The 26,656-nt window shown below is 57.7% G+C and carries 25 protein-coding genes; 13 read left to right on the forward strand and 12 right to left on the reverse strand.

The window, feature by feature from the left end; translation table 11 throughout:
* Positions 1-99: 99 nt before the first annotated feature.
* On the reverse strand, positions 100-864 hold the full coding sequence (locus LGH74_RS23270) for a ParA family protein (protein ID WP_226180301.1): 765 nt from the start codon (positions 862-864) through the stop codon (positions 100-102).
* A 414-nt stretch (positions 865-1,278) separates the two neighbouring features.
* Here LGH74_RS23270 and LGH74_RS23275 point away from each other — a divergent pair, with 414 nt between their 5' ends.
* On the forward strand, positions 1,279-2,142 hold the full coding sequence (locus LGH74_RS23275; RefSeq protein ID WP_226180303.1) for a hypothetical protein: 864 nt from the start codon (positions 1,279-1,281) through the stop codon (positions 2,140-2,142).
* Positions 2,143-2,161: 19 nt separating this feature from the next.
* Positions 2,162-2,554: a hypothetical protein gene (locus LGH74_RS23280; RefSeq protein ID WP_226180304.1), complete on the forward strand. Its 393-nt coding sequence runs from the start codon at positions 2,162-2,164 to the stop codon at positions 2,552-2,554.
* 266 nt (positions 2,555-2,820) lie between these two features.
* Here LGH74_RS23280 and LGH74_RS25250 read toward each other — a convergent pair whose 3' ends face one another.
* Complete coding sequence (locus tag LGH74_RS25250) at positions 2,821-3,066, reverse strand: helix-turn-helix domain-containing protein (RefSeq protein ID WP_226180468.1); 246 nt, start codon at positions 3,064-3,066, stop codon at positions 2,821-2,823.
* Positions 3,067-3,268: 202 nt separating this feature from the next.
* On the opposite strand from LGH74_RS25250, the gene LGH74_RS23290 reads away from it, so the two are divergent.
* Both LGH74_RS23290 and LGH74_RS23295 read left to right on the forward strand, forming a co-directional pair.
* Entirely contained in the window at positions 3,269-3,703 is a 435-nt protein-coding gene (locus LGH74_RS23290) for a hypothetical protein (protein ID WP_226180306.1), read from the forward strand.
* Between the two features lie 349 nt (positions 3,704-4,052).
* Positions 4,053-5,051 (forward strand): tyrosine-type recombinase/integrase, encoded by a 999-nt coding sequence (locus LGH74_RS23295; RefSeq protein WP_226180308.1) that lies wholly within the window; start codon positions 4,053-4,055, stop codon positions 5,049-5,051.
* Between the two features lie 769 nt (positions 5,052-5,820).
* Here LGH74_RS23295 and LGH74_RS23300 read toward each other — a convergent pair.
* The 4 genes from LGH74_RS23300 to LGH74_RS23315 all read right to left on the reverse strand — a co-directional run bounded on the left by LGH74_RS23300 (position 5,821) and on the right by LGH74_RS23315 (position 12,331).
* Positions 5,821-7,158, reverse strand: a complete 1,338-nt coding sequence (locus tag LGH74_RS23300; RefSeq protein WP_226180310.1) for a type II toxin-antitoxin system HipA family toxin — start codon at positions 7,156-7,158, stop codon at positions 5,821-5,823.
* A complete protein-coding gene (locus LGH74_RS23305) occupies positions 7,155-7,502 on the reverse strand; it encodes a helix-turn-helix domain-containing protein (protein WP_226180312.1) in 348 nt (115 codons plus the stop codon). Before LGH74_RS23305 ends, LGH74_RS23300 begins: the two co-directional genes overlap by 4 nt.
* 245 nt (positions 7,503-7,747) lie before the next feature.
* Positions 7,748-11,068, reverse strand: a complete 3,321-nt coding sequence (locus LGH74_RS23310) for a hypothetical protein (protein WP_226180314.1) — start codon at positions 11,066-11,068, stop codon at positions 7,748-7,750.
* A 3-nt stretch (positions 11,069-11,071) separates the two neighbouring features.
* Positions 11,072-12,331, reverse strand: coding sequence for a hypothetical protein (locus LGH74_RS23315; protein ID WP_226180316.1), 1,260 nt, complete (start codon positions 12,329-12,331; stop codon positions 11,072-11,074).
* 208 nt (positions 12,332-12,539) lie between these two features.
* Between LGH74_RS23315 and LGH74_RS23320 the strand changes: the two genes are divergently transcribed.
* Entirely contained in the window at positions 12,540-13,091 is a 552-nt protein-coding gene (locus LGH74_RS23320; RefSeq protein ID WP_226180318.1) for a heavy metal-binding domain-containing protein, read from the forward strand.
* 83 nt (positions 13,092-13,174) lie between these two features.
* Here the strand turns inward: LGH74_RS23320 and LGH74_RS23325 are convergent, their stop codons facing one another.
* From LGH74_RS23325 to LGH74_RS23350, 6 genes are all read right to left on the reverse strand, one after another.
* Positions 13,175-14,158: a DUF4396 domain-containing protein gene (locus LGH74_RS23325; RefSeq protein ID WP_226180320.1), complete on the reverse strand. Its 984-nt coding sequence runs from the start codon at positions 14,156-14,158 to the stop codon at positions 13,175-13,177.
* A gap of 72 nt (positions 14,159-14,230) precedes the next feature.
* Positions 14,231-15,469, reverse strand: a complete 1,239-nt coding sequence (locus LGH74_RS23330; protein WP_226180322.1) for a DUF6122 family protein — start codon at positions 15,467-15,469, stop codon at positions 14,231-14,233.
* A gap of 443 nt (positions 15,470-15,912) precedes the next feature.
* Positions 15,913-16,458, reverse strand: coding sequence for a DUF305 domain-containing protein (locus tag LGH74_RS23335; protein WP_226180324.1), 546 nt, complete (start codon positions 16,456-16,458; stop codon positions 15,913-15,915).
* A 168-nt stretch (positions 16,459-16,626) separates the two neighbouring features.
* Positions 16,627-17,250 (reverse strand): helix-turn-helix domain-containing protein, encoded by a 624-nt coding sequence (locus LGH74_RS23340; protein WP_226180326.1) that lies wholly within the window; start codon positions 17,248-17,250, stop codon positions 16,627-16,629.
* 9 nt (positions 17,251-17,259) lie between these two features.
* Positions 17,260-17,637, reverse strand: coding sequence for a cupredoxin domain-containing protein (locus tag LGH74_RS23345; protein ID WP_226180328.1), 378 nt, complete (start codon positions 17,635-17,637; stop codon positions 17,260-17,262).
* Between the two features lie 3 nt (positions 17,638-17,640).
* Positions 17,641-19,914 (reverse strand): heavy metal translocating P-type ATPase, encoded by a 2,274-nt coding sequence (locus LGH74_RS23350; protein ID WP_226180330.1) that lies wholly within the window; start codon positions 19,912-19,914, stop codon positions 17,641-17,643.
* 379 nt (positions 19,915-20,293) lie between these two features.
* Between LGH74_RS23350 and LGH74_RS23355 the strand changes: the two genes are divergently transcribed.
* The 8 genes from LGH74_RS23355 (at position 20,294) to LGH74_RS23385 (ending at position 26,629) form a co-directional block, all read left to right on the forward strand.
* The gene (locus tag LGH74_RS23355) at positions 20,294-20,782 is read left to right on the forward strand and encodes a hypothetical protein (protein WP_226180332.1); all 489 of its coding nucleotides are present in this window, start codon (positions 20,294-20,296) and stop codon (positions 20,780-20,782) included.
* Between the two features lie 135 nt (positions 20,783-20,917).
* On the forward strand, positions 20,918-21,049 hold the full coding sequence (locus LGH74_RS24975) for a hypothetical protein (RefSeq protein ID WP_262904759.1): 132 nt from the start codon (positions 20,918-20,920) through the stop codon (positions 21,047-21,049).
* Between the two features lie 47 nt (positions 21,050-21,096).
* A complete protein-coding gene (locus LGH74_RS23360; RefSeq protein ID WP_226180334.1) occupies positions 21,097-22,044 on the forward strand; it encodes a DUF8832 domain-containing protein in 948 nt (315 codons plus the stop codon).
* A 63-nt stretch (positions 22,045-22,107) separates the two neighbouring features.
* Entirely contained in the window at positions 22,108-22,836 is a 729-nt protein-coding gene (locus LGH74_RS23365; RefSeq protein ID WP_226180336.1) for a DUF305 domain-containing protein, read from the forward strand.
* 87 nt (positions 22,837-22,923) lie between these two features.
* On the forward strand, positions 22,924-23,481 hold the full coding sequence (locus tag LGH74_RS23370; protein WP_226180338.1) for a heavy metal-binding domain-containing protein: 558 nt from the start codon (positions 22,924-22,926) through the stop codon (positions 23,479-23,481).
* Positions 23,482-23,584: 103 nt separating this feature from the next.
* The gene (locus tag LGH74_RS23375; RefSeq protein ID WP_226180340.1) at positions 23,585-24,829 is read left to right on the forward strand and encodes a TolC family protein; all 1,245 of its coding nucleotides are present in this window, start codon (positions 23,585-23,587) and stop codon (positions 24,827-24,829) included.
* Between the two features lie 12 nt (positions 24,830-24,841).
* Positions 24,842-25,471, forward strand: a complete 630-nt coding sequence (locus LGH74_RS23380; RefSeq protein ID WP_226180342.1) for a hypothetical protein — start codon at positions 24,842-24,844, stop codon at positions 25,469-25,471.
* A gap of 12 nt (positions 25,472-25,483) precedes the next feature.
* On the forward strand, positions 25,484-26,629 hold the full coding sequence (locus LGH74_RS23385; RefSeq protein WP_226180344.1) for an efflux RND transporter periplasmic adaptor subunit: 1,146 nt from the start codon (positions 25,484-25,486) through the stop codon (positions 26,627-26,629).
* The last annotated feature ends 27 nt before the right edge of the window (positions 26,630-26,656 follow it).

Raw genomic sequence — 26,656 nt, forward strand, 5'->3', positions numbered from 1 at the left:
CTGAAGCAGCAACAGGAAGCTCATCCATTCCATAGAGGGAATTCGCGTCCAGAACGGGACGAGCCGTTCTCGCCGTAAAGTCACGTTTAGCAGGAGTGCTCATAGTCGGGCTAAGATTTCGTCAGTGAGGGAAATGTAGTCAAGGGCACCATTACTATCGGGGGCATAAAGCAAAATAGGCTCCTGCATCGCTTGAGCCTCTCCGAGCTTGGTATTTTGCCGGATGCTTACCTCCATAACCAAGGGCGCCAGTTGCTCATCCTGGTTGATCAGTTCTACATACTGATGATGCATGGCGGCACGATAGGTAGGAGAGTATTTTGTGAAAAATATACCCCCAACCTTCAGTTTCTGGTTGTAATGCTTCCGTACACGCACACATGCCTGCAGCAGGGAGGTTAACCCATTGTAGCCAAAATACTCGGGTTGCATTGGCACAAAGACGGCATCGGCGGCAATGAGGGCAGAGTAGGTAATCCCACCTAGTGAGGGGGGCGTATCGATCAAGCAGTAATCGAACTGGTCTTCTACTGTCTCTAGGGCTTCGCGTAGCACGAACTCCAGGCCTGAGCTGCCGGCCATCAGCTTCTCTACCATTTGAAGCCGGGCAGAAGCGGCCACTAAGTGGATCCTCTCCCCTACTGCTTCCATAAGCTCTGCAATCGGGACTTTGCCGTCGCTTTCCAGCAACTCTCCCAGATGCCTTGAGCCTTTGCGGTCAAAAGACATGGAGAGGTTGGTTTGTGAGTCACTATCAATTAGCAACACACGTGCTCCTCTGTGAGCTAATACATGTCCTACATTTAAAGTGGATGTCGTCTTGCCTACTCCCCCTTTGTGGTTGGCAAAGCATATTGTCTTCATAGAGACTAATGGTCAAGTTTGGCCCAATACTACACTTTTAAACCTATACATATAAAGTACGCATAGTATTTTGTGCACATATTACATGCAATGTATGTATTGTATACTATAAACACATTGCATGTAATATGTGGTATCCATTACATGAATACGCTAGAGTTTCTGTCGCTGAGCGAATATTATAGATTCATCGTACGGGATGGAGAGTTACTATATGCAACACATACATAGCATTTGCGAGATTTTTGTATGTATTGTGTGTATTAAATACAATGTATGTATTGTATGTAATAAATACTGATTATATAGTGAAGGGCTCACTATGGCAGGAACAGAAAACCCCGCTAAAGAATTTTGGTCAGCATCAGCCGGGAGAAGTAAGTACCTTATCTTGCTAGCGCTAGCCTCTCCGTTATGTATCACACTACTTCTACCGACTCCGACCAACCCGCTTACCTCACCGACCTTGCCCAGCTACCAGCCCTGCTTCAGCAACTCGTCGCTGACTTGGCCGACCCCGCCATTACCTATCTGCTAGGAGGTCACTATTACGAGCGTACCAATCACCCGCGCACCCGGCACTTTCCGGCGGTGTTTGCCCTGCGGCAGGAAGAAGCGGCCAATGTGGAGGTAGGGTCCGATTTTGTGGCCTTCGATACCGAGCTGGTGCGCTACCCCGAACGAGGGGAGGCGCATTACCCGGGCCCGTGGGCGGACCGCTTCCGTGCTACCATTCCTTTCGCTCAACTCTACCAACTCTGCCGCAAGGTGCTCACCCCGGCGGAGCAAACGGCCGAAGAAGTGCGCTATGGTCCGGAGACTATCCTGTACTATAATGAGGCGGTGTATAAACGGTACCCCACGCCAGCTGATATCAACCAGGCATACGCGGCAGCCCCTGCTTCGGGGGAACATCCGCTGGTGGCGGTACTGAGCGCGGTGGAAGCGGGCCTGGCCGACCCAACTAATCACTACCTGATTCATACGACCGCCTTCGAAAGCCCGGACGGACCCGTGCTGCTGGGCCTACTCCACCTGCAGGCCCGGACGACCCGCGACTTGCTTATCGAGGCGCAAGGCTTTACCTGCTCGGTGCTCTTGAACCCGCGTGATCGGCAGCGGTGGTCGACGGTACGGGTGAACTTTGCCCAGGTCTGGCAAGTGCTGCGCAGCGATAGCCCCCACGTGGACCTGGAAGAAGTCGAAGAGGCTGGCGGCCTCCTGTACGATGCCCCCGAGGTCTTGAGTGCCTACGCTCAGCAAGGGCGGCTAGCGTAAGTGATTCGCTGACTCCCCGATGGAAGAGCTACTGCATCCGCGTCACCCGCTCGACAAATACCACCAAGCCCAGCTGGACCTGCTCGCCACCTTGCCGGAAGCGCAACGTGAGGAGCACGCCCGACTGTTTCGGCTAGGCAATGCGACATACCGCTACCAGCAGCAGGCGCAGGGCGAGGTGACAGAAGAGGATTTTTACCATTGGCTCGAAGGCTTGCCCGAAAAGATGCGTGTGGCCATGGCGTGCGATGGATTTGAGGCCAGCAGGAATAGTTGGCCACTACGGCAGCACGCGCTGGAGCGCCGCGACATGGGCCAAGATGCCTTTTTGCAGGCTATCCTCTCACCAGAGGACTGGGCATATCAACAGCAGTTGGCTCAAGATTCTACTCTAGAGAGCGAGTATCAGTAGAACCTAATACGGAAAGGTATTCAGCGACCAGCGGCCTGTTCTGGGTGAGCCACTACGACCTGAGGGTAAAAGCTACGTGTTGAGGACCATCTCCTTGCTAACCCGCAACTTCTAGCATGCCGCTAGCTAGTCCTCTGAGCTGAACGATCTAATTGGCAGAGATAAACTATGCATTACCTAGGAAACACATATTCTCTTCCCTGATTTGTAAGGAACACCCTTCTACTACCAAAACAGACTAAGGCTATCCAGTCAATCAAGCGCAGCTAGGGTGTGCCTTCTACTAACAAGTGTTCTAGATCTGTGACGACGACACCTAAGGCTACCTGATAGTAACGACAAAGCATCGCCACCGTAAGTAAGGCAACATTTCGCCGGCCAGATTCAAGACGACTGACGTGTATTCCGGTAGCATCATACACCTCTTGCAACGTAAGGTGCCGTTCCTCCCGAACGGCTTTAAGGCGCCGGGCTAACTCGTGCAAAAAAGGAGACTGTTGCTGTACCGGCATGCCGTGACAAAGGCCGGAATTGACAAGACGAAGCACAAGGACCGAACGGTCCTTATTTCAACACCTTCTGTATATTTGCACTTCGTCCGCCATGACTTATTTAGATTGCTTAGGCAATTGCACTTTCAGTGGCTGAGCATACTCAGTGCAGCACGTCTTCTCCTCGCCTTTGTCTTCCGCTCTTCCTTTCTTCTGCACCCGTATGAGTGATGTACAAATACAGAAAATAAAAGTGGTTATTGAAGTGGAACTGCGTGAGCGTCCGCCCAGCGCCCTTTCGGTTCCTGATTCAGAAGCAGACGCAGAAGGTCACGGCTATGAACAAGCCTTATTTGCGATGCTCCAAGCTGATCCTGAGCGCTACGCCGATTTTGTCAAAATCCTCGCCATAACCAGCTTGGAGTCGTATGGGATCCATCACATGATTGCCGGCTTAGCACAGATAAGCGATACGTATACGGCGGGTATACAAATCTTAAAGAGCTTGGTACCACGGTTTTCCTCTCAGGCGCAAGTGTATTTGCACCAAGCAATCGAGGAAGGTTGGATTATGGATGGTACAGATAGCATCTATAACCGAGTGAAGGCGGAACCGATCAGTTTGAGCGTGGAATACCCGGTACAGCCCTCTCAGTAATTACGTATTGTTGGCTCCACTCAACCGACGTATACTCCAACACCGCTTCCTGCGGCAGGAGTATGGCTAGATGTTCTTAGTGCCTAGGTGCTCGGCCTGTTAGTCACTTCAGTGAGCAGATGCTTCCTGAATGATAGGGGGCCATAACTCTTTAAACGGTATATGCTGATTAACCGGAAGGGAGTTTTCACTTAGAAGGAAGTCATGACTCAACCCAGGTTTCGCTACATGCACCTAAAAGAGCCTCGTGGCTAAGTGAATTGTCAAGGGATAATGGACAGCTATGATTTCATCCGATTCTCTCCTAGTCTCTTTTTCCTCACGCTAATGTGAATCAACACTACATTGTATGAAATACAAATCATCTACCACTTGGCCACCTATTATGAGCCAGTGGCCGCTCTGTTCTGCTGATGAATCCGATTCACTGGACGCACTTTTGGATGAGGCGCGTGTGTTTATAGCTCGTGGAATGCTGGGGGCAGAAAGTACACAATGTGCCTATGCAGGTGACTGGAAACGCTTTGCCTCTTGGTGTGAAGACCATGGCGTACCTTCTCTACCTGCTGAAGCTCGTACCGTATGCTTTTTTTTAACGTACCTAGCGCAAAACAAGAAAGTTGCTACCATTCAACGCTGTCTGGCAGCCATAAATAAAACACATGAGGTAGCAGAATTACCAAATCCTGCGCTTGATAAGTCAGTCAAGCATACCCTAAGAGGAATTAAGCGAAAACTTGGAGTGCTTCAAAAATTAGCTCCAGCTTTTACAATTAACTATTTCAAAGAATGTATCCTAGCTATTGATTTGTCAAAGCCAAATGGTTTGCGAGACCGCGCCTTGCTACTACTCGGGCTAGCGGGTGCTTTTCGCCGGAGCGAAATTGCCAACATAAATATTCAGGACTTAGAATGGCATGAGGAATATTTGATTATCAATATACCTCATAGCAAGACCAACCAATGTGGTGATGTCGAACAAAAGGTAATCTTTTTTTCATCAAACCCACTCGTTTGTCCAATGAAAGCTTTACAAGCGTGGCTAGAATTTCTACAGACGAACAAATATGCCAGTGGTCCTTTGTTTGTATCCTTTCACAGAGGTAATAGAATTAGCAGGCGGCGGCTGACTCCGTATCGTTTGAATTTAATGGTCAAAGAAAGATTAGGCTCAAAATTTTCAGCCCACTCACTACGTGTATCATTTATTACTAATGCAAAACTCAGAGGAGCGAGCGATGATGCTGTAATGAATCAAAGTAAGCATAGAACAAAGGCGATGATTGGTCATTATACTAGAAGTGATAAATCACACCGATATAACTATACCGCGGGCCTTGGACTCTAGAAAAAGGATACGACTCCCATACACTTAAGGGGAGCTTTAGAATATGAGCTTTAAAAAATCAAAGTTCGGTGTTTATTAAGTACAAAAACAGCAAGGGCACTAAGGTGTGACTAATAGGTTCGATAAATTAAATTTAAAAACCTAAGATATGTTTAGTTATAATAATATATTTTAAATTGCAATAGCTGCACTATTTGCATTTTATTATTAAGCATATTTCTTTTCAATGGGCTGGTGGGAATATCCTATTTTTGAAATAGCTTCTACAATCTAACGCAATTAATATTAATTGCGTTACAAAATCTTAAAATATATAACACTTTGACGGTCACTACGACTGCGTACAATGTAATTATCCCAAGTTATATCTGTTTACACGCAATATTAAGGTCATTTGTATACAACTAAATCTTGATTAATCATTTCGAAGAAATACAGAGATATTTTTCGTAAATACAAAGTATAGAATGATAAAAATAGTGACTTTATATGGTTGTCTCTAAGTATTTTACATAGGTATTGCTATTAAATATTAAATGGATATGAGCTTAATATATACCTCCATTTGCTGAGTTAATACATATAATTTCTGTGCATCTGTTTATAGTATCAGAATTTAATAGCAAAAGCGCATCAATACAAAGTTTTGCACCATCTGTCGCGGTATTGCGCAGATGACACCAAACCCATGAGCCTTTGTTAGCCCCCTGCCATGATCGTTCGGATAGTTGCCTGCTTCGGTTACTTCAAGAAATGAATACCGGTGCTCTTATAGCGTCGATGAGCTTTTTTGAGCAAGATCGTTGAAGAGCTGCAGGCGATGCGTTTTCGCAATTGCTTGTTGCTGCTTGTTGGGTACTTCCGCTTCGGCCGCAAAGGTGGGCCAGCTTGCTACCGCGTCGACCACCTGCTGGATTATCTCCCGGGGCTTTTTCACCAGCACGTTCCTGGCCAGTTCCAGGAAATCTTCCTCTGTAAAATCATCGACCTTACCCGCCAGCGACATCTGATGATGGCTGGACCACTCGCCCGTGGGGTTATAGGAATAGGTTACGTCATACGCCGGAGACAAACTCCACTTACCCGCTGGATTCATCAGGAAGGAGATGTTCTTGGTATGGTCGTCCTGGTTGCGCGCTACCACGTTGAACACCATGCGCCGGTAGAGCTCCTCCACGGCCGGGTGCGGCAACTGGAGCTTGCGCAAGACTTGAAAGGCCTGCTCGTAGGTATAGAGCCCGGGTTTGTTGTAATCAAAGTGCGCCAGCCCGCAGAGCGTTTGCATGTGCAACCGCTGGCTGCCATCCACCCGGTCGAACCGCCTGGTCATAAAGTGCGCCCGGCCATTTTCTTCCAATAGCTGGCATTGGGTCATCTGCAGGCCCGCCTGCCGGGCCATCAGGTAGTACGCATACTCGATGCGACCGTACCCGGCCGGGTCGCCTAAACTGGCATTGGTCACCCCGTCGAGCTTGAGCAGCCAGTGCTCGAAGCCCGCAGGGGCATCAACCTGCCCGGAGCGGACCTCCTTGGTGACGGAATTATAGGCAATCACGGCCTTGGCACGGGCGCCGCCGGCAGAAGTGCCTACGCTGATGATTTCGGCCAAGCCCTCAGCGGCGTTAGTGGCCAGCGACGTGTGCAGGCTTTCCCGATTGGTCAGCACCTGCCGGGCAAATTTCACCAGTTCGCCCACCTCCAACAAGGCTCCTTTTTCCAGCGCGGGCTGCGAGGCCGGTTCATAGACCAGCGCACCCATGCCCCGGTGGCCGAGGTAGCACAAATGCTCCACAGGCGTAAAAGATGCCGCGTCCCGTCCCTTGGAGGCCAGCCAGGCGTCGATCAGCTGGCGCCCGTACCGGTCGGGCAGGCTGTCGGCCAGCAGACCGGGCAGGCCGTGATAGGTGTCGCGGTTAAGCGTGGCAAAGTCAAAGCGGCGCGACCTACGCCCTACGGGCAACGGCATGATAATCGGCGCCAGCTCCAGTCCCGTGCGAACAAAGGAAGGCTCGTATTCGAAGATCCCCAGGCGCCTTTTCTCATCCCACAGCACAGCGCCGACGGGCTGGTTCCAGATAGAAACCGTGGCCGTTTTCAGGATGCTCATACGTCAATCGTTGATGCGTTTTCGTCCCGGCGGCTAGCTCGCTGCCGCTGCTGGCGTGCCAGGCGTGCCGCTTGCAAGGGGCTAATGGTGGCCGACTCTTCCAGCACTTCCAGTACATCAAGCCGCCCCAACGCGCGCAGCAGCTGCACCAACGTCAATAGGGAAGCCGGCCGGCCGTTTTCGACCTGGCTGATGGTGCGCCGGCTCAAGCCCGTTTGTAGAGCCAACTCCTGCTGCGAAATATCCTGATTCAGGCGAATGAGCTGCAGGTTGTGGCCAATTTCTTTTACCGCGGCTACGTCTGACAAAGCGTACCAGTCCATAATGACACTTTTACGTGGCATTAACTGCCATTATACCTGTTAATGCTACGCAAAGGTATCATTAATGTAGGCAATAGCCAAATGATTAGAGGTGTATTAATGATACGTATGTATCACATTAAATGGCTATTTGCCACTTAATGATACGTATAGAACACATTATAAGCACTGCTACTAGTGCCTCGACGAGGAGAACCCTGTTGTGAAGAGGATAGGAACTGAGGGTACATGCCAAGCTGCTTCACTAAGCTAGAATTTGTACGGCATTACAACAAAGGATTGTATTCGTCATTGCCATCAGCCTGCACGTTAAACCGTTCGTTCATGAACTTCCTCACAGCCATGAGGTTGGGAAAGCGGGCATGGTTCTCCAGCCCGAAAGCGGCCAATGAAATCAGGGGCATCTGCTCCAAGCTCATCCTAAATTCAGCCGATTGAAAGGCCTCTAGAGGAAACTCCATCTGCAGTTCTACTTCATCACGCTGCAGGATGCGCTGAAACTCCGCTTTCAAGGCCGCTTGGTGTTCCGCTGGCGTCGCGAACTTTTGCCCGTCAACTATTCCGTTGGCTTTGTAGGAGAGCATGAAGTTCATCATGGCCACAACAATTTGCCAATCCGGCCAGCCTTCTTCCCGCAGGGCGTGCAGCCAAGCTCCGTAGCCGGCATCCTGCTTGAGGCTGGTGAGCGTCTGATGAATGTTGCGTACCGCCTTCTGAAAGCGGTTTCCAATGTTCTGGCGGGCACTCGAAGGATTGTATCTCTTGCTAAGGCCCGCCTTGGGCTGCATGAACAGATTATTCAAGGGGAACCCAGCTACATCCGGCAAGGCGGAGAACGTATCACGACCAAACGCCCCGAACGCCTTTGCGGAAAACATCGACCGGTACATGCGCTGGTAAGAGGTTGCCTGCATGGACTTTGCCCCTAGGTTGTTTTCCGTAAAGAGGCCCCAAAAAGCCTCGTTGTACTCGGCTGCAGGCAGTAAGCTAATGTCCTGCAGAATGGCTTTGAGTGCAACGCTGACGAAAGCAACCCCCATTTTTACTACTTCATAGTCCGCGCTGTCAACCCGCTGCACAAAGGCCTTCCACTTGGCTTTCTCATTGTCCGGTAACTGTTCGGGCTCGCCAGGGACATCAGTAAGTTCCAGGGTGAGGTCAACCAGGCTGCTGGGCAAATGAAAGTCCACCTTGGAAAGCGCTATTTCCACCAGCAACACCTGAAGCATGGCGCAGAACTCCTCGCCCAGGGCGGTCATTTCGTACGAATTAGCAAAATGCACGTGCCATTCTATTCCCAGGGCGTGAAACCGCACAGTCCGCTCGGGTCCCATGTCGTTAAGCGGCGCATCCGCAAAATTCTTGGTAAGGCCAGCCCGTAGTTTAGGGTCCGGTAAGTCCGTCTGCAATACGGCCAGCAGTTCATCTAGGTATTCTTCCTTTAAGTACCCGGCCTCGGCTAATTTGGCTTGGGCCATACCCTGTAACTCCGGGGCCAGAAGGGGCGCAGCATATAACAGGAAGCCGTAATTCAGGATACTCTTCTGGGGCATCTCGGCTCCCTCCGCATCGATCGGCTCGGGGTCAAACTCGTGCCGCGTCATCATGTACAACTCAAAGTCCAGCAGGGCGCTGAACCAAGCCCCTTGGATGAAATCCGCGTGGAAAACCATACCGATTCCCTGGGCAATTCGCTTGAGTAATTTCCGGCTGCCTTTCTGCCAGCTGACCCACGTGGCCCACAGCCCATAGTACTTCGCAGCGAAGTGCATGTCCAGGGCGCCGTAGACCTGGGAAATATTAAGCAAAGCCAGGGTGTGGCCCTCGAATGTTTCATCCTGCAGCCACAAGGCTTTGGCCTCGTGAAAATCCCGCAGTGCTTTGAGTAGGGCAGTGGGCGTTTTCGCCTCCAGGTAAGCGTTGCCTGAAGCCACCAGGCGGCGGGCGCGCTCATGCGCGCCCCGCTTCTTCTCGACCACGCTATCAAGTCGGTCAACAAACTCTTTGAAAGCATCAATCAGGCCCTCGTTTTCCGCCTCATCCATCTGTATTAACAGGCGAATATGCGTATGGATGCGGTTGCTCAACCGCGTAGCGTTGTAGAGTCGGGCCTGGTCCAGATTCGCTAACAACTGCTCCAAAGGCGCCATAATTTTCGCCACGTTCTCCTCATTTCGGTCTTGACTCCCGGCGAAGAAGTACAGATTAGCGGAGCATTCCAACAACCGGCACAAGTCCGAAGGATTGCTCGTTTGGCTCAGAAGCTGGTCTAACTGAAGCTTGAATTGTTGAAGCCACCCGACGGTTTCTTCCGGAGTTAGCGCGGACTTTTCGTTCAACGCCGAGGCCATCACCAGGAAGAGCAGGCTTTGAATGTCTTCGAAGTCCCCGGCGGCGGTAAAGGCGGAGAAGTCGCTGAAATACTCCCGGATGTATTCTTCCAACCCGAACAAATCACCACGAGCGGGCGCCAGATACTCTGTAGGCCGCATGCGCAACCAGAGTAGTTCGTAGAGCCCCTTCTTCCGAAATTCGGGCTGCGACTCCAGTTGCGTAATGTACCCGGTGAGCAAGTCAATCCAGAACGCGTCGTGGGACTGCAGATTCTTGGCGTCCCGGCAGTAGGAAATGGCCTGTAGCACCTCGTAAAATTCGCCAAGACGGAAATCTGCCGGCTGACCGATTTCATTCCACTTGGTAAATACGTCGTGGTACCACAGGTCTTCCAAGGTGCCCGCCTGGAGCAGCAAGTCCGTGAGCTCCGCATTAACTAACTTCCGGTCTTCCGGCGCCTGTTCAGAGGCCTTGATGTCTACCCGCATGCATAGCATGCCCAAAAAGCCCTTGCGCCGCTCCCTCGGCATATCCGGCAGCTGCGCCACGAGCTCTTCGAGGTGGGCAATGGTGCCCTTGAAGGCCTCGTCCGGGCTCAGACCATCAAAGCGCCATGTGATACGGCGCGTAAAGTCGTCCCAATCCTGGTCTGTCAGCTTTTGAAATACAGCAATTGCCTCCTGTACTACCTGCTCCTCGGCCTCTATTACCAGAATGGCTGGCGCGTCCTCCGCTTTCTTCTTCCGCTTGTCGGCGAGCTGGTCGGTTAGTTGCGTGGCACGCTCCTGCACATAGGACGTGACGAGTGCCTTTACCTTTGTAGCACATTCGGTGAGCAGGGCCTCGGGAAGAGCTCCTTGGCTGGCCACCCAGCGGCGCAGCAAATCCGACTCATTGCCCTCTCGGGGCTCGGCAATGCGGCTGTTGGCTTCAAAAACAAACTCCTTGTCCTTGGCTGCATAATCCGTCTTCACGTGCAGCATGAAGAAGTGCGCCACCGCCTTTTGTATTTCCTCGCTACGAAAGGAAAAAGGGGTGGAGTACAGCTTCAATTGGCGGAACGTGGCGGCTTGCGTTAGCTCGTTGTGCTGAAAGATATCCTCTTCATAGTCGCAATAAATCGCTTCGTCAACCTGGTCCAGATAATTCTCAAGCCACGTTTCTACGGTTTTAAACACCTGATATTGATAGCCACGCATCGAGGCGCTGGCATCGGTATTTTTTGCAAACAGGAAGAGTTTGGCAATGCTCATTTGCTAAAGACCTAAGCTGACGGAACGCGAAATCTTGCGCATCGCCGCGGGCGAATCCCCAAACTTGCACAGCGCCTCGCAATGCTGCCGCAACTCCGAGAACAGGATGTAGTGGATAGTCGCCCCGGCCGCCCGGATGGCCGGGCGGGAGAGTTGGGCCTGCACTTCCTTTTCGCGGGCGTCGGGCACCACCAGGTATAAGGCCGTTTCGTTCTCGGGCATGGAAAACGCCAGATCCGTTAGGCGCAGGATGCCGCTGTAGATGCTGGTGCTCTTTTCCACCTCGAAAGCGGCCACCACGCGACTCGTGCCGGGTGCAAACCACACAATGTCAATCAGGCGAATGGTACTAGCCACCTCGGCCGGTACGGGTAATTCGGGGTGCTGGTCGAGACAGAGAAAGGAAAGCTTCTGGCCCCCACAGAGGCGGTTGCGGTCATTAATGGCCGTTGTCACGTCGCAGCCCAGCGCCTTGCCGATGCGCAGCAGGTGGTGCTGCATCTCGGTGTGCTGGTTTTCCTCCTGGGCTTCGGACTGCACCTCTTTGTGCCGCTTTTGCGCCTGCTGTTGGTACTTGTCGCGGTCCTCGTCCGAAGTGAATTGCTGGTCGCCGGCAATCATCTTTTTCACGCCTACGTCGAAGAGCAAACCAGCCAGCGCGCCGTAGTCCAGGCTCAGGTGCTGGCGGTGCGCTAGGTTCACATCACGCAGCTGCTCGCGCATGCGCAAATATTCTGGCCAGGAACCCAGTTTGATCTTCTGGCCAAACAGGGCGTTGAAGCCGTTGACGATGGCCGTGTTGCAGGGCGGGATCAGGGTGGGGTGCAGGAAATACAGGATGCTGGCCACCGCCGGGCCGAGCCCCTTGATTTTGCGGCGGTCCAGAATATCGATTTCCTTGAGCAACTGCTGCTCGGTGGTGGCCGCGAGGCAGCTTTCCAGAAATTGGCCAAAGGCGCGCTTGTTGTCCTCGTGCTCGTAAATGTCGGGGATGCGCAGCTTGGGCTTCCAATAGAAGGGGTGGGCCGCGCCTTGGAATACCTGCTTTTGCTCGCTGATGACACTAAGCACGAATTCGAGCGAGGTGCCCTTGAAGTCGTTGCCGAAACTACCGGCCTTGATGTCCTTAACCACCTGCTGCACCCCGCGCCGGATGGAGCGAAAGGCTTTCAGCCGCTCCTCGTTGTTGATGAACCAGGTGTTGTAAACGGACTCTGAATCGGCTTTGTATTGCTGGATAAGGGGCGGTAGAGCGGCGGACATAAAAAAGCGTAAGGCCAATAAAGCAGCTAAGATGCACAGAAGCCCTCAATAGCGGTCAACTCAAATCAAGCGCCTCCTTCATCCTCCAGTCGGCTCGGTTGTTTGTCTGCGATGAAACTGGCACAAATGATGATAACTGCTCACCCAAACAACCATTGACGTCGGTACTCCTACCATGGGCCACTGGTCGCACTAAATCAACTTTCTCATGAAAACTTCGCACTTCCTGCTGGCTGCTGCGATGCTGGCCGCCCCGCTTTCTCTTTCGGCCCAGCACAGCCATAAACCCGGTGCCGCCGCCCACGGTCACAAGGCCGCTGGGGAAACCCACTCGCACAAATCTCCCCATGGGGGCACGGTGCGCACGGCGGGCAAGTACCACATTGAGCTGGTGCAGCATGCCAATGAGGTGTACGTGTACCTGCTCGACAGCAAGGAAAATTCCCTGCCCGTCGACCGTACCACCGGCTCCGTGATGCTGCTCAGCACGACGGGTAAAACCAGCACGGTAAAGCTCACGCCCGCCGGCGACCACTTGGTGGCCGCCCTGCCCGCCGGCTCAATGCTGCGCACGGCCATCGTGAGCGTGAAAGCCAACGGCAGCTCGCTCAGCGCCCGGTTTGAAAAGCTGGATGCAGCCGCCAAAGCCGGCAAGGTGGCCGGCACGGCGTACGAGTGCCCCATGAAGTGCGAAGGCTCGGCCAGCGACAAGCCTGGCAGCTGCCCTAAGTGCGGCATGGCCCTGGTGAAGAAGGCCTAAAGGCTGCCTAACCGCCGTAGGCGGCCCTATCAGCTGAAAAAGCCAGCGCTGTCCCATAACTTGTTTGGGGCTGCGCTGGCTTTTTACATTCGGTGACCCGGCATGTCCATGCCCGGCATGGTCTTCATCGGCTCGCCCGGCCGCATGGACAAGTCCCCGTAGCGGGCCGCCAGCCAGTAGCCAACCGCCAGCATCACCAGCGTTATCAGGGTGACCGCCGCTTTGCGCAAGCCCGACACTTGGGCTCCGCCTTCCATGTTCATGGGCATCGCGGCCATGGCATGCCCGGCGTGCGCAGTGGCTGGGGACGCGGTGTGCGGCATGTTGGCCATGGAGTGACCAGCGTGCGTCGAAGCAATGACTTCTTCCTGGGCGGCCCCGCCTTCGCCTAATGCGCGCTCGGTGCCCATGCCGTGTTTGAGCTGGTTTTTAACCAGCCAGTAATTCACGGGGTAGGAGACCACCACGCCCACAAGCGTAGCCGCCGACATGGCTGCCCAGAACCAGAGAGAAGTGGCTTCCATGGCCCGCATGTCCCGGGTCATCAGAACGACCATGGTGGGCAGCATGCCGGCCATCATAGCGTTCATGGATATCCACTCTGGGAGAAAGGATTGGCGCAGCGCCTCCCCGTAGCTCAGGCCCATCATGTCCTTCATGAACAGGGCCTGGAAGATGAACAGACCAAAGACAAAGCCCGCGGCGTACTCTATCCAGATGTCCACGCCCATGCTCAGTCCAAAGTAGCCGGTGAGGGCGGCGGCCACGATGATACCCGTCGCGTCGCCCGCCGCGCAGTGAATAGTCGAGCCTACCGCCTGCTTCCATAGCGGCGCTATAAAAGCCTCGTGGGTACCCGGCGAAGGCTCGCGGCAGGAAAACCAATAGATAAGCAGGCCCACCGGGCCGGTGTAGAGCGAGACCAGGACCCAGCCCCACTTCATGACCTTCATCTCGGGGGTGCGGGTAAACAGGTCCCAGGCCACGTAGAGTACCGAGAGCAGCGTCAGGCCAAACCAGAGCCAGAGTGCCCAGTCCGGGGCCCAGGGAATAGCGTGCATTTCCATAGGGGCGGAGGTTGAAGTAAAAAAGCAGCGAACCGAAGGGTCCGCTGCTGAGGGATACGAGCGAGGAAAGCCCTAGTATTTTTTGTTGGCCAGCAGAAAGTCCTGCAGCATCTTGATTTCCATCTTCTGGTCGGTAATGATTTGCTGGGCCAGCGCCTTGGTGGCGTCGTCGCGGCCGAACTTGAGCAGGGCGTCCGAATTTTCGATGGCGGCCTGGTGGTGGTCAATCATCAGCTGAGCAAAGTCGAAGTCCGGGTCGCCGGTGAGGGGGCGCAAGTCCACGGCCTTCATCATCTGCATCATGTTCATCATTTGCAGGGCGTTGAATTCGGGCACGGCCGGGGCGTGCGCCGGGTGGCCGGCCAAGAAGGCATTGAACTGGGCGATTTCGGCCTGCTGCTTGTCGATAATCGACTGAGCCATAGCCTTCATCTCGGCGCTTTTGCCACTTTTAAGCTCCTCCTGACTGTTTTTGATGGCTATCTGGTGGTGCATAATCATCATGGTTGAGTAGTCGTTGTCCGGGTCCTGCGTTTTAGGCATGGACTCCATCATAGCCATGCCCTCGTGCATGTTGCGCATGTACACGCTCTGGTCGTGGCCGATGAGCTCTAGGCCGTTATCGTCGTCCTTGTCGCAGCCGGTAAAAGAAAGGGTGGCCCCGAGCAGGCTCAGTGCGAGAAGGGGCATTCGAAATATCTTGTTCATGGGTAGCGGTCGTTGGTGAAAAGTAGCTACTCTTAAAAACGGTAATGCCCGGGCGTGGATTTGCGACAATTCTGCCCCGGCTTGCATAATTTCAAGTAGGAATATTCTACGACGTCGCGCTGCTTCACCTTGCTCTACCACTTCACGGCCCAGCAGCTTCTTTACCCAGTTGCGCAAGGCGTAAATTCGGGAGCTGAGGTAGCACTCGTTGCAGTGGCTGAAGTTCCACAGGCAGTCCACCGTATCGGTGAACAGGTGGAAAAGCAGGCCCACGGCTACTGGTTGCAAGGCCGGCAGCAGCAAGAGCAGCGCATACACTGGGAAGGCGTAAAATGAGTGCAGCGGATGATACCCCACGCTGCAGCGCAGTGGGTCGAAAATGGGTTTGGCCAGCAGGTGGTCCAGGTCCATGAGCATCGTGGCCAGCAGCAGTAGGTAGGCGGCCTGCCACATCGCGGGGAAAAACACCAGCGCCAGCACGGCTGGGAAAAGAAAGTGCAAGGTGTAATGCACCAGCGTCTGGGCGCTGAACAGTTTGGTTGGGAATTGCCGACGCAGCCCGCGCGGAACCTTCGGCGGGGTTTGGCGGCACACGGTATCCACAGGCGTGGCTTGGGCATTCCTCCGGCCCAATTTGCCTGCTGGCTGCTTTTTCTCCCCAGGTGCCTGGCCCCGCGGGCTCATAACGGGAGGTCGCGACTCTTCCCCTATCCGCGGCGGGGTGAGGGGCGCCGGGGCAGTGACGACCGTCTCCGTGTCAATGCGCTGGGCCGGCCGCGGGTGGCGGTACCCGGGTGCAGGGCGAAACCTTGGGGCTATGGCAGAGGAGCGGCACCCGATTAGAACCGGGCCGGCAGCAATGCAAAGGAATAAAATGAAGCGTGAGACAGGCGGTGGGAGCATAGGGGGCGTTGGTGCCACGGGGCCGGCCAGGGTGGGCATCTCTAGGGAACAGGTCGCTGGATAGTCCGCTCGGCCATCCACCTTCCCTTGAATGCAAAAAGGCAGCCCCGCAAGAGCTGCCTTTTTCGGAGTTACGCCACCAACTAGCGGTTGCGCGTCAGCCAGTTTTGCAACGTAGCAATCTCCTGGCGCTGGTCGGTGATGATGGCCTGCGCCAGCTGGCGCATGGTGGCGTTGCGGCCGTGCTGGAGCAGTGCCTCCGAGTTGTCGATGGCCGCTTGGTGGTGGTCAATCATCATCTGGGCGTAGTCCACGTCGGTGCGCATGGTCATGGTGCGGGCGTTGCTCGCGGCCATCATGCGGTCCATGTTGGTTTTTTGGATTTGGTTGAACTGCGGCACCAGCGGCTGCATGGGCTGGTGCCCACCCAGAAACGTGTTGAATTGCGTGATTTCGGCGCGCTGCTTGGTGATGACGTCCTGGGCGATGGTTTTCATCTCCTGGTTGCTGCCCGCGCGCAGCTCTTCTTCGCTCATCTTGATGGCCGCGTCGTGGTGCAGCACCATCTGAGCCGCGAAGTCGTGGTCAGGGTCTTGGGTCTTGGCCTGCGCGTCCATCTGCGCCATCATGTCCATCATGATTTTCATCAGCGGCGTGTCGTGCTTCATGTCGTCCATGTCGTGATCCATTTTACAGGCCGAAAACAGGGAAACAAGCACAAGCAGCGAGTAAATAGGCAAACGGAATAAGCGGTTCATGCGCACGGTCGGTGGGGTCTGATGGTGAGCATTATAAACGCCCCGCCTACCCGCCCGGTTTTTACACGGTTGGCCTTTTTGCTTGCATAATTTCGGAGCCTATAGCAGCGAGTCCAGGCTGCGCCGGGCGTGGCTGGCGGGTCCGAGCCGCTGAAATTCGGTAGGTGTCAGGCCCGTCACCTGCCCAAACTGCCGCGAGAGGTGGGCCGGGGAGCTGTAGCCGAGCTGCCCGGCCACCTGAGCAATGCTCAACTCGCCGTAGCCGATGAGTTCCTTGGCCCGCTCCACCTTCTGGCGGATGATGAACTTCTCAATGGTCAGGCCTTCCTCGGAGGAAAACAGGTGCGACAGGTAGTGGTAGTCCCGCCCCAAGTGCTGGACCAGGTAATCCGAGTAGGTCAGCAGGCGCGGGCCCGGCTCGGGATAATGGATGAGCGTTACCAGCAAGGTCTTAATCTGCTCCACCAACTGGGCCCGGGGATCTTCCAGCAAGGCAAAGCCCGCCGCCTGCAGGGTGGCACGCACGGGCTCCAGGTCCGGGTCCTGGCCGTCGGCGGTGCTCACGTCGGCCTCGCCCAGCACCACGCGGTGCACCTGCAGGCCTAGGGCCGTCAGGTCTTCCGTCACCACCCGGATGCACTGGGGGCAGACCATGTTTTTAATCAGCAGCCGGTGGGTGCCGGGGGCGGGCAGCGTAAAGCCGGAGCGGAGTTGGGAATTCATGAGCGCCATCTATTTAACGACCAGGCTACCGCGCAGCATGCCCATGCCGCAGGTGAACGTAAAGGTACCGGTCTGCTGGGGCAACAGCTCCACCAGCGTCGTCTTGAAAGCGGGCAGGTCGCGGCGAATGCTGAAATCGGGCATCAGCAGCTCCTCGGAGCAGGAGTTCTCCTCGTCCCGGTAAAAGCTCAGCTGCACGGGCTTGCCCCGCTCCACTTCGATGACGTCGGGCGAGTAGCCGCCCTTCACGGTGATGTCGACTTCCTGCACCCCGCTGGCGGTAGAGACGGCCGCCGCCGTTTGGCGGGCGGAAAAGAAGAAGTACCAGATGACGAAGGCCGACAGGGCCAAGCCCGTCAGCGTCACGATGATTTCAGTGGTATCCATAGCTTAGTTTTTAGCGGGGGAGAAGCTGCGCAGGCGCAGCGAGTTGGTGAGCACCGACACCGAGCTCAGGGCCATGGCCCCGGCCGCGAGCATGGGCGAAAGCAGCAGCCCGAAGAAGGGGTAGAGCAGCCCGGCCGCGATGGGAATGCCCAGCGTGTTGTAGATAAAAGCGAAAAACAGGTTCTGCTTGATGGTGCGGATGGTCTGGCGCGACAACTCGATAGCCGTGACCACGCCTTGCAAATCCGAGCGCATGAGCGTGATGCCGGCGGCCTCCATGGCCACGTCTGTGCCGCCGCCCATGGCCAGGCCAATGTCGGCCTGGGCCAGCGCCGGCGCGTCGTTGATGCCGTCGCCCACCATGGCCACGATACGTCCCTCGGCCTGCAGTTCCTTCACCTTACCGGCTTTGCCACTGGGCAGCACCTCGGCGAAGTAGCGCTTGATGCCGACTTGGCTCGCCACTTGCGCGGCCGTCTGGGGGTTGTCGCCGGTCATCATTACCACCTCGATGCTCATGGCCTGCAGCCGCTTGATGGCAACGGCCGACGTTTCGCGCACGGTGTCGGCCACGCCGATGAGGCCCACGGCCTGCTTGTTCACGGCGACGTAGAGCACGGTCTTGGCCTGGCCCAGCAGCTCGTCAGCCTGCCGGCGCACGGTGGGTGATAACGTAATACCGGCCTCATCGAGCAGGCGGAAGTTACCGATGAGCACGGCCTGCCCATTCACGGACGCCTGCGCCCCCTTGCCCTCAATGGCCTGGAAACCGGTGGCCGGAACAGCCGGCGCCTGCTGGGTATCGGCATAGCGCACCACGGCTTCGGCCAGCGGGTGCTCGGATTGCCGCTCTACCGCGGCGACTACTTGCAAAAGACTGCTGGCATCCTGCCCATCCGCGGGCACAAAGTCAGTCACGGCCGGCTCCCCGCGGGTGATAGTGCCCGTTTTGTCGAGCAGCACGGTGTTGACCTGGTGGGCTTTTTCCAGGGCCTCGGCGTTGCGAATCAGCACGCCGTGCTCGGCCCCCTTGCCGGTGCTCACCATGATGGCCGTGGGTGTGGCCAGCCCCAGCGCGCAGGGGCAGGCAATGATGAGCACGGCTACGAAGTTGACCAGGGCCAGCGGCAGCCGCGCTTCTACCGGCGCTAGGTCAAACCAGAGTACAAAGGTCAGAATGGCAATCACCACCACCGTGGGCACGAAGATGGCGCTGACCTTATCCGCCAGCCGTTGGATAGGTGCCCGGCTGCCCTGGGCGTCTTCTACCAGCTTCACAATCTGCGAGAGCATGGTGTCAGCTCCCACTTTGGTCACCCGGAAGCGGAAAGACCCCGTCTTGTTGAGTGTAGCGCCGAACACCGAGTCGCCGGCCTTCTTTTCCACGGGTAGGCTTTCGCCCGTGAGCATGGCCTCGTCCACGGCCGAATGGCCTTCCTCAATAACGCCGTCGGTGGCCACCTTTTCACCGGGGCGCACCACGACGAGGTCGCTCAGCTGCACCTGCTCAATCGGCACATCCACTTCCTGCCCATCGGGCCGCACCACCCGGGCCGTTTTGGCCTGCAAGCCCATCAGGGCCTTAATAGCAGCTGACGTCTGAGTCTTGGCCCGCAGCTCTAGCACCTTGCCGAGCAGAATCAGGGCGATGATGGTGGCCGTCGTGTCGTAGTACACCTCGGGCATGATGCCCCGGCGCATAAACCAGCCCGGCACCACAGTGGCGGCCAGGCTGTAGAGAAAAGCCGCCCCGGTGCCCACGGCAATCAGGGTATCCATGTTGGCGGCCCGGTGCTTGAAGCCGTTCCAGGCCGAGGTGAAGAATTCGCGCCCGCTATACAGCAACACCGGCAGCGTGAGCACCAGCAGGCCGTAATTGAGCCACTGCATGTTCACACGGGCCATCATCGCGGGCCATAGCATGAGCATGCTCAGCGGCATGATGAGTATGGCTAGCACCGTGGCGACCCAGAAGCGGCGCTTGAGCTTGACGTAGGCCAGGGCCTTCTGCTGGTCGATTTCCGCTTGCCGGTCCGCGGCCGACGTATCGGGGGCCCGCTCGGTGACGCCGTAGCCCGCATTGACAACCGCCTGTTTCAGAGTAGCCAGGGTGGCTTGGGTCGGCAGGTAGTCGATAGTGGCTTTTTCGGTGGCGAAGTTGACCATGGCCCGCTGCACGCCTGGCGTGCGGGTCAGAGACTTCTCGACGAAGGACGCGCACGAGGCGCAGGTCATGCCTTCAATATCGAGGGTTTCGGTTTTGGTAGTTGGTTCCATAGAATTAGGCAGCTGTGGTGCTGCAGTGGGCTGGGAAACACATTGTTCCCCAGGCTAAAAAGCACCTTACAAAGGAACGGCGCTTCCGTGGCGGAGTTAGTGCGGAATCTCACTCGAAACTTGCATAATTTGCACGTAGCAGGCCGGTAATGGATTTACATAATCCAGCCGCAGGCTTGCATAATTTTGCGGTCAGCAACTGGGGACGTTTCGCTTAAGGGCCGCTCAAAACGCCCCAGCGGCCCTTTACAGTCCTTTTTTCCACGTTGAGCGGCCTGCTGCGGGGACGGTCCGGAAACTCTTTATTTAGAAATGGGGTAAATAGGCGGTACCGCCTTTTCGTGGAGAAGTCTACTTTTGCGGTTGCTTAGCGCCTCTCATGTTCCGTAGCCTGTTCCCTTTCCGCCGTTTGCTGGCGACGAGCTTCCTGCTCGTCTTCGTCAACGTGTTCGTGGGCCAGTGCTACTGCGCAACTATCAATCCGGTGCTGGCCGCACCCGCGCCGGTGGCGAAAGCCGTTGCCGTAGAGAAGCCCGCCCATCCCGGCTGCCATGGCCACGGCAAGGCCCCGGCCCAGCAGAAGTCAACGCAGGGAAAGCACGACCATGCCCGGCACAGCTCTAAGCCTGCGGGCCAGGATGACTGCTGCAAGGACAACTCGGCCGCTATTCTTAAGTCGCTCACGACGCCCGGCGAAAAGCAATTGCTGGCGTCCGCGCCGGCCCTGCTGCCGGCCAGCAGCGACTTCTTTTTCCGGCCCGCGGCCGGCGAGTGGGACCGCACCCATTCGGTCGTTCTGGTGCTCCGCGAGCACCTGCCCCCCAAAATACCCGACATCCGAATCTTTATTCAGTCCCTGACGGTCTGATTGGTTTGACGCGCCCAAGGCTCGCCCTGGCATAGCTCTGCTATGTCCGGGGCGGGCCTTTGCATTGTCGTGTCCGCCCGGCGCCTGGCTGCGCCCACCCCTCCCTCATCTTCCTGGTTTTACCCTCGCCTGACAATGAAAAGTTGTTGCGAAGAAGCCGGCGCACCCGCTCCCCAAGGCCCCGTTCGTCGCCTGCTTTCCTACCTGCTCTATGCTGCGGTGGCCACCGTGCTGGGCTTCGTGCTCTGGCAGCAGTGGCAGGCCTAGCCGCCCGGTAGCAGTCCCCTTACAAGTTTCAACCCCATTCCCCTTTTATGTACCGCATACCGCTTTCCTTGCTGGCCCTGGCCGGCCTGCTCACCACGGTTAGCTGCTCGTCCGAAACCGAGTCCAGCAAAACCACCGACACCGTCACCACGCCCACTAACGGTCCGGCCGAAGGCACCGCCGAGCACGGCGGCGGGCACACCTACGCTTGCCCCATGCACCCAGAGGTTACCAGTACCAAAGAAGGGGAGAAGTGCCCCAAATGCGGCATGAACCTGGAGCACAACGACAAGGTGGCCAACGGCAAAACCTACGACATGAAGCTGGTGCCCACCCCCACGCAGGTCACCGCCGGGCAGCCCACCACCCTCGCCTTTACGCCCGTGGAGACGGGCAAGGGCTCGGCACCCGTGCCCCTGGACGTGGTGCACGAAAAGAAGATTCACCTCATCATCGTCAGCAAAGACCTGGGCCAGTTCTACCACGAACACCCTGAATACACCGCCCAGGGCGACTATAAGGTGCAGTACACCTTCCCCAAGGGCGGCGACTACGTGCTGTTTCAGGACTATACGCCCACGGGCTCGGGCCACCAGCTGGGCCGCCAGCCCCTCACGGTGAAGGGCACGGCCTACACCCCGGTCAAGTTCAGGAACGACGACATGCAGTGGGATAAGGACGGTTACCAGGCCACGCTTTCCTTCGACAAGGACCTGAAAGTAGGTCAGCTGCTGGGCATGAAAATCAGCATCAGCAAGGATGGTCAGCCTGTGACGGATTTGGCCAACTACCTCGGCGCCTTGGGCCACGTGGTGGTCATCAGCGAAGACACCCAGAACTACCTGCACGTGCACCCTAACGACCAGGCCGACAAGGGCCCGAACATCGGCTTCAACACCAACTTCGAAAAGCCCGGCCTCTACCGCATCTTCCTGCAGTTCAACCACGCCGGCAAGATTCACACCGGCGACTTCACCGTCAACGTGAAGGCCTAGCGTGCGGGCTTGGCCCTATCCCTGCTTTCCCACTTCATTTTTCCACTTACCCCAACCAAACCCATGAAAAAGTCCGCTTTTTTCCTCGCCGCCCTCTGCTCGGGCTCCCTGCTGGTGGCCAGCTGCAGCAGCGACAAAGCTGCCGATTCGACGGCCACGACCACCGAAACGACCACTACGGAAGGCGCCGCCTCCGGTGACATGGCCGGCATGGACCACTCCGCCGGGGCCACGGGCAGCGCCGCTGCGGGCGGGGACTCTCCCCTGATGGCCTCGATGAATGAGATGATGCAGAAGATGGAGGCCAGCAAGCCCAAGGGCAATACTGACCACGACTTTGCCCACCACATGCTGGAGCACCACAAGGGCGCCGTGGCCATGGCCGACATCCAGCTGCGCGACGGCAAAGACGCCACCATGCGCCAGATGGCTGAGAAAATCAAAGCCGACCAGCTCAAGGAAATCACCGAGCTCGAAGCCGTGGCTACCCGCCTCGACAGCGCCCCCACCAACTACAAGCCCAACGACCCCGCCGACCCCTTCACCAGCAAGATGAAGGCCTCGATGGACGGCATGATGCAGAACATGCCGAAGCCCGTGGCTAACCCGGACATGAACTTCAACATGCTCATGACCGTGCACCACCAGAGCGCCGTGGACATGGCCAAAGCCGAGCTAGCTCATGGCAAAGACACCAAGCTCAAGGAGATGGCTCAGATGATGATTACCGCCCAGGAGAAGGAAATCGCCGAATTCAAGGCCTGGCACGACAAGAACACCGATAAGATGTAATTCCCGGGAGGCAGGCCACAACGCCCGCTGGCGTTTGCGGCCTGCCCTTGTTCACCCAACCTCACCATCCTCAAATTCTCGTTTCCTATGAAGATTGTAAAGATTTCATTCGTTGCCGCCGCCCTGTTCGCCCTCGCTCCCCTGGCCTCGCAGGCTCAGCACGCCCACGGCGGGGGTGCCGCGGACAAGCACATCGCCCCCGGCGAAACCCACGCCCATGCCTCGCCGCACGGCGGCATGGTGCGCTCGGCCAAACCCTACCACATGGAGCTCGTGCAGCAGCCCACGGAGCTGCGCATCTACCTGCTGGGCGACAAGATGGCCGCCGTGCCAAACAAGACCCTGACCGGTTCGGTGATGGTGCAGACCACCGACAACAAGACGACGACCGTGCCGCTGACAGCCGGCGGCACCGACTACGTGGTGGCTAAGCTGCCCGCCGGCGCCAAAGCCCGCACCGCCATTGTGAGCCTGAAAAACGGCAGCGAGGCCCTGAACGTGCGCTTTGACAAGCTGGACACGGCCGCGAAAGCCAGCAAGTCCGTGTCGGCCGCCTACGAGTGCCCCATGAAGTGCGAGGGCAGTGCCAGCGACAAACCCGGCAGCTGCCCCAAGTGCGGCATGGCCCTGGTCAAAAAAGCGTAGGCGGAGCCTGTTTTTCGGACGCAGGGCGTCCGGGCTTTCTCCGTCTTGGGCCGTCTGCTGCTGCAACGGTGGGCGGCCCTTCGACCGGCTTTAACCTGATTCTATGAAGTATTTGAAAATGAAACGCGGGGCAAACCGACTGCTACTGACCCTAGTGCTGCTCAGCCTGAGCCTGGCCGTGGGGCACGCGCAAACCGTTATCGGCCTGGACAGTGCCGAAGCCCAGACCTTGCGCCGGCACCCGCGGCTGCGCCAGTCCGACCGCGAAATCGAGGAGCAGCGCGCCCTCAAGCGGGGCTCGTTTGCGCCCGCCAACCCGGACTTTCTGTTCTCGGCGCCCACAGGCGAAATGTGGGCCCCGGGCGTGGTGCAAACCATCGACCTGCCCAACGTGTACCGCCAGCAGCGGCGCGTGTCCCAGGCCGGCATCACGCTGGCTGAGCGCAACCGCGACGTGAGCCGGGCCAGCGTGCTGCGCGACACCCGCCTGGCCTACCTGGCGCTGCAGTTCGCTGAGGCGCAGGTGCGGCAGCTCACCTACCAGGACAGCCTGTTCCGGGTGCTGCGCCTGGCCACCGAGCGCCTGTTCACGGCCGGCGAAGTCACCTCGCTGCAGCGCATCAGCACCGACGCCGAAGCCCGGCAGGTGACCGTGCTGCTGCAGCAGGCCACCGCCGACCGGCAGGCCGCCCAACGCCGCCTGGGCCTGTTGCTCGGGCTGCCCAACGAGCCGCTGGCCACCAGCACTGACCTGGGCCGCACCGGCCCGGAGCTGGCCCAGACGGGCACGGCTTTACTCGCGGGTCTGCCTGCCGAAGACAGCAGCGCCCTGGTGCGCAGTCCCACGCTAGCCGCCGCGGCCCAGAACGTGGCCTTGAGCCAGTCGGGCATCAGCCTGGTGCGGGCACGGCGCACCCCGGCGCTGACGGTGGGCTACCAGAACCAGGCCTTTGAAAACTCGGCGCTTAAGTATCGCTTTCAGTTCGGCGTGTCGGTGCCCATCTGGTTCTGGACCTACCGCTCCCAGCTGCAGGCGGCCACGGCCCGCAGCGAGGCGGCCGGCTACCAGCTGCAGGCGCAGCGCCTGGAGCTCAGTTCGCAATACCAACAATCCTTGGCCGACACGCGCAAGTTCTCGGCCTCGCTGGGCTACTACGAGCAAACCGGCCTGCCCCAGTCACGGGCCATCATCAGCCAGTCCCAGCGCCTGTTCCGGGCCGGGGAAGTGAGCTACCTGCAGCTCATCCTAAGCTTGAACCAGGCCTTTGCCATCCAGAACACCTACCTGACCACCATCCGCGACTACCGCCAGGCTTTGGTCGAGCTTAACTACCTGCGGGGCGAATAACCGTCAACCATCATGAAACAACTCCTGATTTTGCTGCTGGGCCTGCTGCTGTGCGGCACCGCCTATGCCCACGGAGGCGAGGACCACGGCGACGGCCCTAAAGCGGGCACTGCCGCCGGCGCTACCTCCTTTTCAGTGGCCGCGCTCTCGGAACAGTTCGAAGTGCTGCTGCGCTACGAGCCCCTGGAAGGGGGGAAGCCCGCCGACTTGCGCCTGTTCCTTTCCGACTACGCCACCAATGCTCCCATCAAGGGCGCTAAGCTCACGCTTACTACCCCGGAAGATGCCAACCTGAAGTGGGCCGTGACCGAGCAGGAGCCGGGCGTGTACCTTGTGGAAGGCCAGTTTCCGGCTAACAAGGCCTACAGCTTTGCCCTCAACATCGTGGCCGGCGAGACGGCCGACCTGCTGCTGCTCGAAGGCATCAAGGTAGGGGAGAAGCTGCCCGTGGCGGCAACTGCCCCCGTAGCGGCGACCTCGCTTTTCTCGTCCTGGAAAACCATCCTGGCACTGATCGGCGCCTTTGTGCTCGGCATCGGCCTCACGGCCCTGCTCATGCGCCGCCGTCGCCAGCCTTCTAAGCCTGTGCTGCAAACCTCGGAGCAAGCGCTGACCGCCAGCCGCCGCACCCCCTTTCCTTAATGCTACCCCGATATGAAAACCAAGCATAAATTCCTGGCGGCCACGGCCGCCGCGGGACTGGTCCTAACGGTACTGCTCCCGCCCCCGGGCCTGGTGCAGGCGCACGGCGGCGAAGACCACGGCGGCGAGGCCAAGGCCAGCACCGGTGTGGCTTCCACCGACGAGGTGCTGCTGCCCAAGGAAAGCCAGTTCCTGTTCGAGGTCCGCACCGATCTCGCGGCCTTCTCGACTACTTACAGCCGGGCCACACTCTACGGCACCGTATCCGCGGCAGCGGGTGGCGAAGGCCGCGTAGTGGTGCCCCAGACGGGACGCATCGTGAGCCTCGCCGCCCAGGTGGGCAAGACCGTACGCGCCGGGCAGACGCTGGCCGTCATCGAGCAAACCCTGGATGCCACCCAGCAGATTGGCCTCAGCACCGAGCGGGCCAACGCCCAGGCCGAGCTGCGGGCTGCCCAGCAGGACTACGCCCGCCTGCAGAGCATCGCCGACATCGCCGCCCGCAAGGACGTGGTGGCCGCCGAGCTGCGCCTGCGCCAAGCGCGCCAGAACGCGGCCATTCAGAATGGCCAGGCCGGGCAGCGCCGCGTTTCCATCACCTCGCCCGTGAGCGGCACTGTGGACGTGTTCAACCTGGCCGTGGGCCAGCAGGTCAATCAGGGCGACGAGCTGTTTCGCGTCATCAACCCCGGCAAGCTGCGCGTGGAAGCCCAGGTGTTCGCCCAGGATTTGGCCAAGGTGACGCCCGGGGCCCGGTTTCGGGTCGAGGGGTTGCAGGGCCAGGCCGGGGTACCTGCCAGTCTGGTGGTGTTCAGCAACGTGGTAAATCCCGTCAACCAGGCCCGCCAGCTGGTGCTGGAACTGGATGCCACCGAAGGCAGCGCCTACCGCGCCGGCCAGGCCGTGAACGTGCAGGTAGTGGGCCAGACCGGCGGCGGTACCCCGCAACTGGTGGTGCCCACTTCGGCCATTACTGATTTGAATGGCAAGCCCGTGGTGTTCGTGCACACCGAGCCCGAGCGCTTCAAGATTCGTTTCGTGCAGCCCGGGGCCGTGAACGGCCAGCAAACGGTGCTCGTGCAGGGCCAGGTCAACGAAAACGACCGGGTGGTGACCACCGGCACCTACCAGCTCAAATCCATTTACCTCAATCAATAAGCCCCGCTGCGCGGTGCCTGCTTTCTC

Source organism: Hymenobacter lucidus, from assembly GCF_020447265.1.
In the GTDB taxonomy this organism is placed as follows: domain Bacteria; phylum Bacteroidota; class Bacteroidia; order Cytophagales; family Hymenobacteraceae; genus Hymenobacter; species Hymenobacter lucidus.

What these genes read in the sequence shown, in the direction of transcription:
- LGH74_RS23280 (WP_226180304.1), top strand. Translation starts at nt 2,162, where the DNA reads ATGGAAGAGCTACTGCATCCGCGTCACCCGCTCGACAAATACCACCAA.
- LGH74_RS23305 (WP_226180312.1), bottom strand. Translation starts at nt 7,502, where the DNA reads ATGCCACGTAAAAGTGTCATTATGGACTGGTACGCTTTGTCAGACGTA.
- LGH74_RS23360 (WP_226180334.1), top strand. Translation starts at nt 21,097, where the DNA reads ATGTACCGCATACCGCTTTCCTTGCTGGCCCTGGCCGGCCTGCTCACC.
- LGH74_RS23380 (WP_226180342.1), top strand. Translation starts at nt 24,842, where the DNA reads ATGAAACAACTCCTGATTTTGCTGCTGGGCCTGCTGCTGTGCGGCACC.
- LGH74_RS23310 (WP_226180314.1), bottom strand. Translation starts at nt 11,068, where the DNA reads ATGAGCATTGCCAAACTCTTCCTGTTTGCAAAAAATACCGATGCCAGC.
- LGH74_RS23300 (WP_226180310.1), bottom strand. Translation starts at nt 7,158, where the DNA reads ATGAGCATCCTGAAAACGGCCACGGTTTCTATCTGGAACCAGCCCGTC.
- LGH74_RS23355 (WP_226180332.1), top strand. Translation starts at nt 20,294, where the DNA reads ATGTTCCGTAGCCTGTTCCCTTTCCGCCGTTTGCTGGCGACGAGCTTC.
- LGH74_RS23325 (WP_226180320.1), bottom strand. Translation starts at nt 14,158, where the DNA reads ATGGAAATGCACGCTATTCCCTGGGCCCCGGACTGGGCACTCTGGCTC.
- LGH74_RS23335 (WP_226180324.1), bottom strand. Translation starts at nt 16,458, where the DNA reads ATGGATCACGACATGGACGACATGAAGCACGACACGCCGCTGATGAAA.
- LGH74_RS23275 (WP_226180303.1), top strand. Translation starts at nt 1,279, where the DNA reads ATGTATCACACTACTTCTACCGACTCCGACCAACCCGCTTACCTCACC.
- LGH74_RS23340 (WP_226180326.1), bottom strand. Translation starts at nt 17,250, where the DNA reads ATGAATTCCCAACTCCGCTCCGGCTTTACGCTGCCCGCCCCCGGCACC.
- LGH74_RS23345 (WP_226180328.1), bottom strand. Translation starts at nt 17,637, where the DNA reads ATGGATACCACTGAAATCATCGTGACGCTGACGGGCTTGGCCCTGTCG.
- LGH74_RS25250 (WP_226180468.1), bottom strand. Translation starts at nt 3,066, where the DNA reads ATGCCGGTACAGCAACAGTCTCCTTTTTTGCACGAGTTAGCCCGGCGC.
- LGH74_RS23365 (WP_226180336.1), top strand. Translation starts at nt 22,108, where the DNA reads ATGAAAAAGTCCGCTTTTTTCCTCGCCGCCCTCTGCTCGGGCTCCCTG.
- LGH74_RS24975 (WP_262904759.1), top strand. Translation starts at nt 20,918, where the DNA reads ATGAAAAGTTGTTGCGAAGAAGCCGGCGCACCCGCTCCCCAAGGCCCC.
- LGH74_RS23295 (WP_226180308.1), top strand. Translation starts at nt 4,053, where the DNA reads ATGAAATACAAATCATCTACCACTTGGCCACCTATTATGAGCCAGTGG.
- LGH74_RS23350 (WP_226180330.1), bottom strand. Translation starts at nt 19,914, where the DNA reads ATGGAACCAACTACCAAAACCGAAACCCTCGATATTGAAGGCATGACC.
- LGH74_RS23370 (WP_226180338.1), top strand. Translation starts at nt 22,924, where the DNA reads ATGAAGATTGTAAAGATTTCATTCGTTGCCGCCGCCCTGTTCGCCCTC.
- LGH74_RS23315 (WP_226180316.1), bottom strand. Translation starts at nt 12,331, where the DNA reads ATGTCCGCCGCTCTACCGCCCCTTATCCAGCAATACAAAGCCGATTCA.
- LGH74_RS23270 (WP_226180301.1), bottom strand. Translation starts at nt 864, where the DNA reads ATGAAGACAATATGCTTTGCCAACCACAAAGGGGGAGTAGGCAAGACG.
- LGH74_RS23290 (WP_226180306.1), top strand. Translation starts at nt 3,269, where the DNA reads ATGAGTGATGTACAAATACAGAAAATAAAAGTGGTTATTGAAGTGGAA.
- LGH74_RS23375 (WP_226180340.1), top strand. Translation starts at nt 23,585, where the DNA reads ATGAAGTATTTGAAAATGAAACGCGGGGCAAACCGACTGCTACTGACC.
- LGH74_RS23385 (WP_226180344.1), top strand. Translation starts at nt 25,484, where the DNA reads ATGAAAACCAAGCATAAATTCCTGGCGGCCACGGCCGCCGCGGGACTG.
- LGH74_RS23320 (WP_226180318.1), top strand. Translation starts at nt 12,540, where the DNA reads ATGAAAACTTCGCACTTCCTGCTGGCTGCTGCGATGCTGGCCGCCCCG.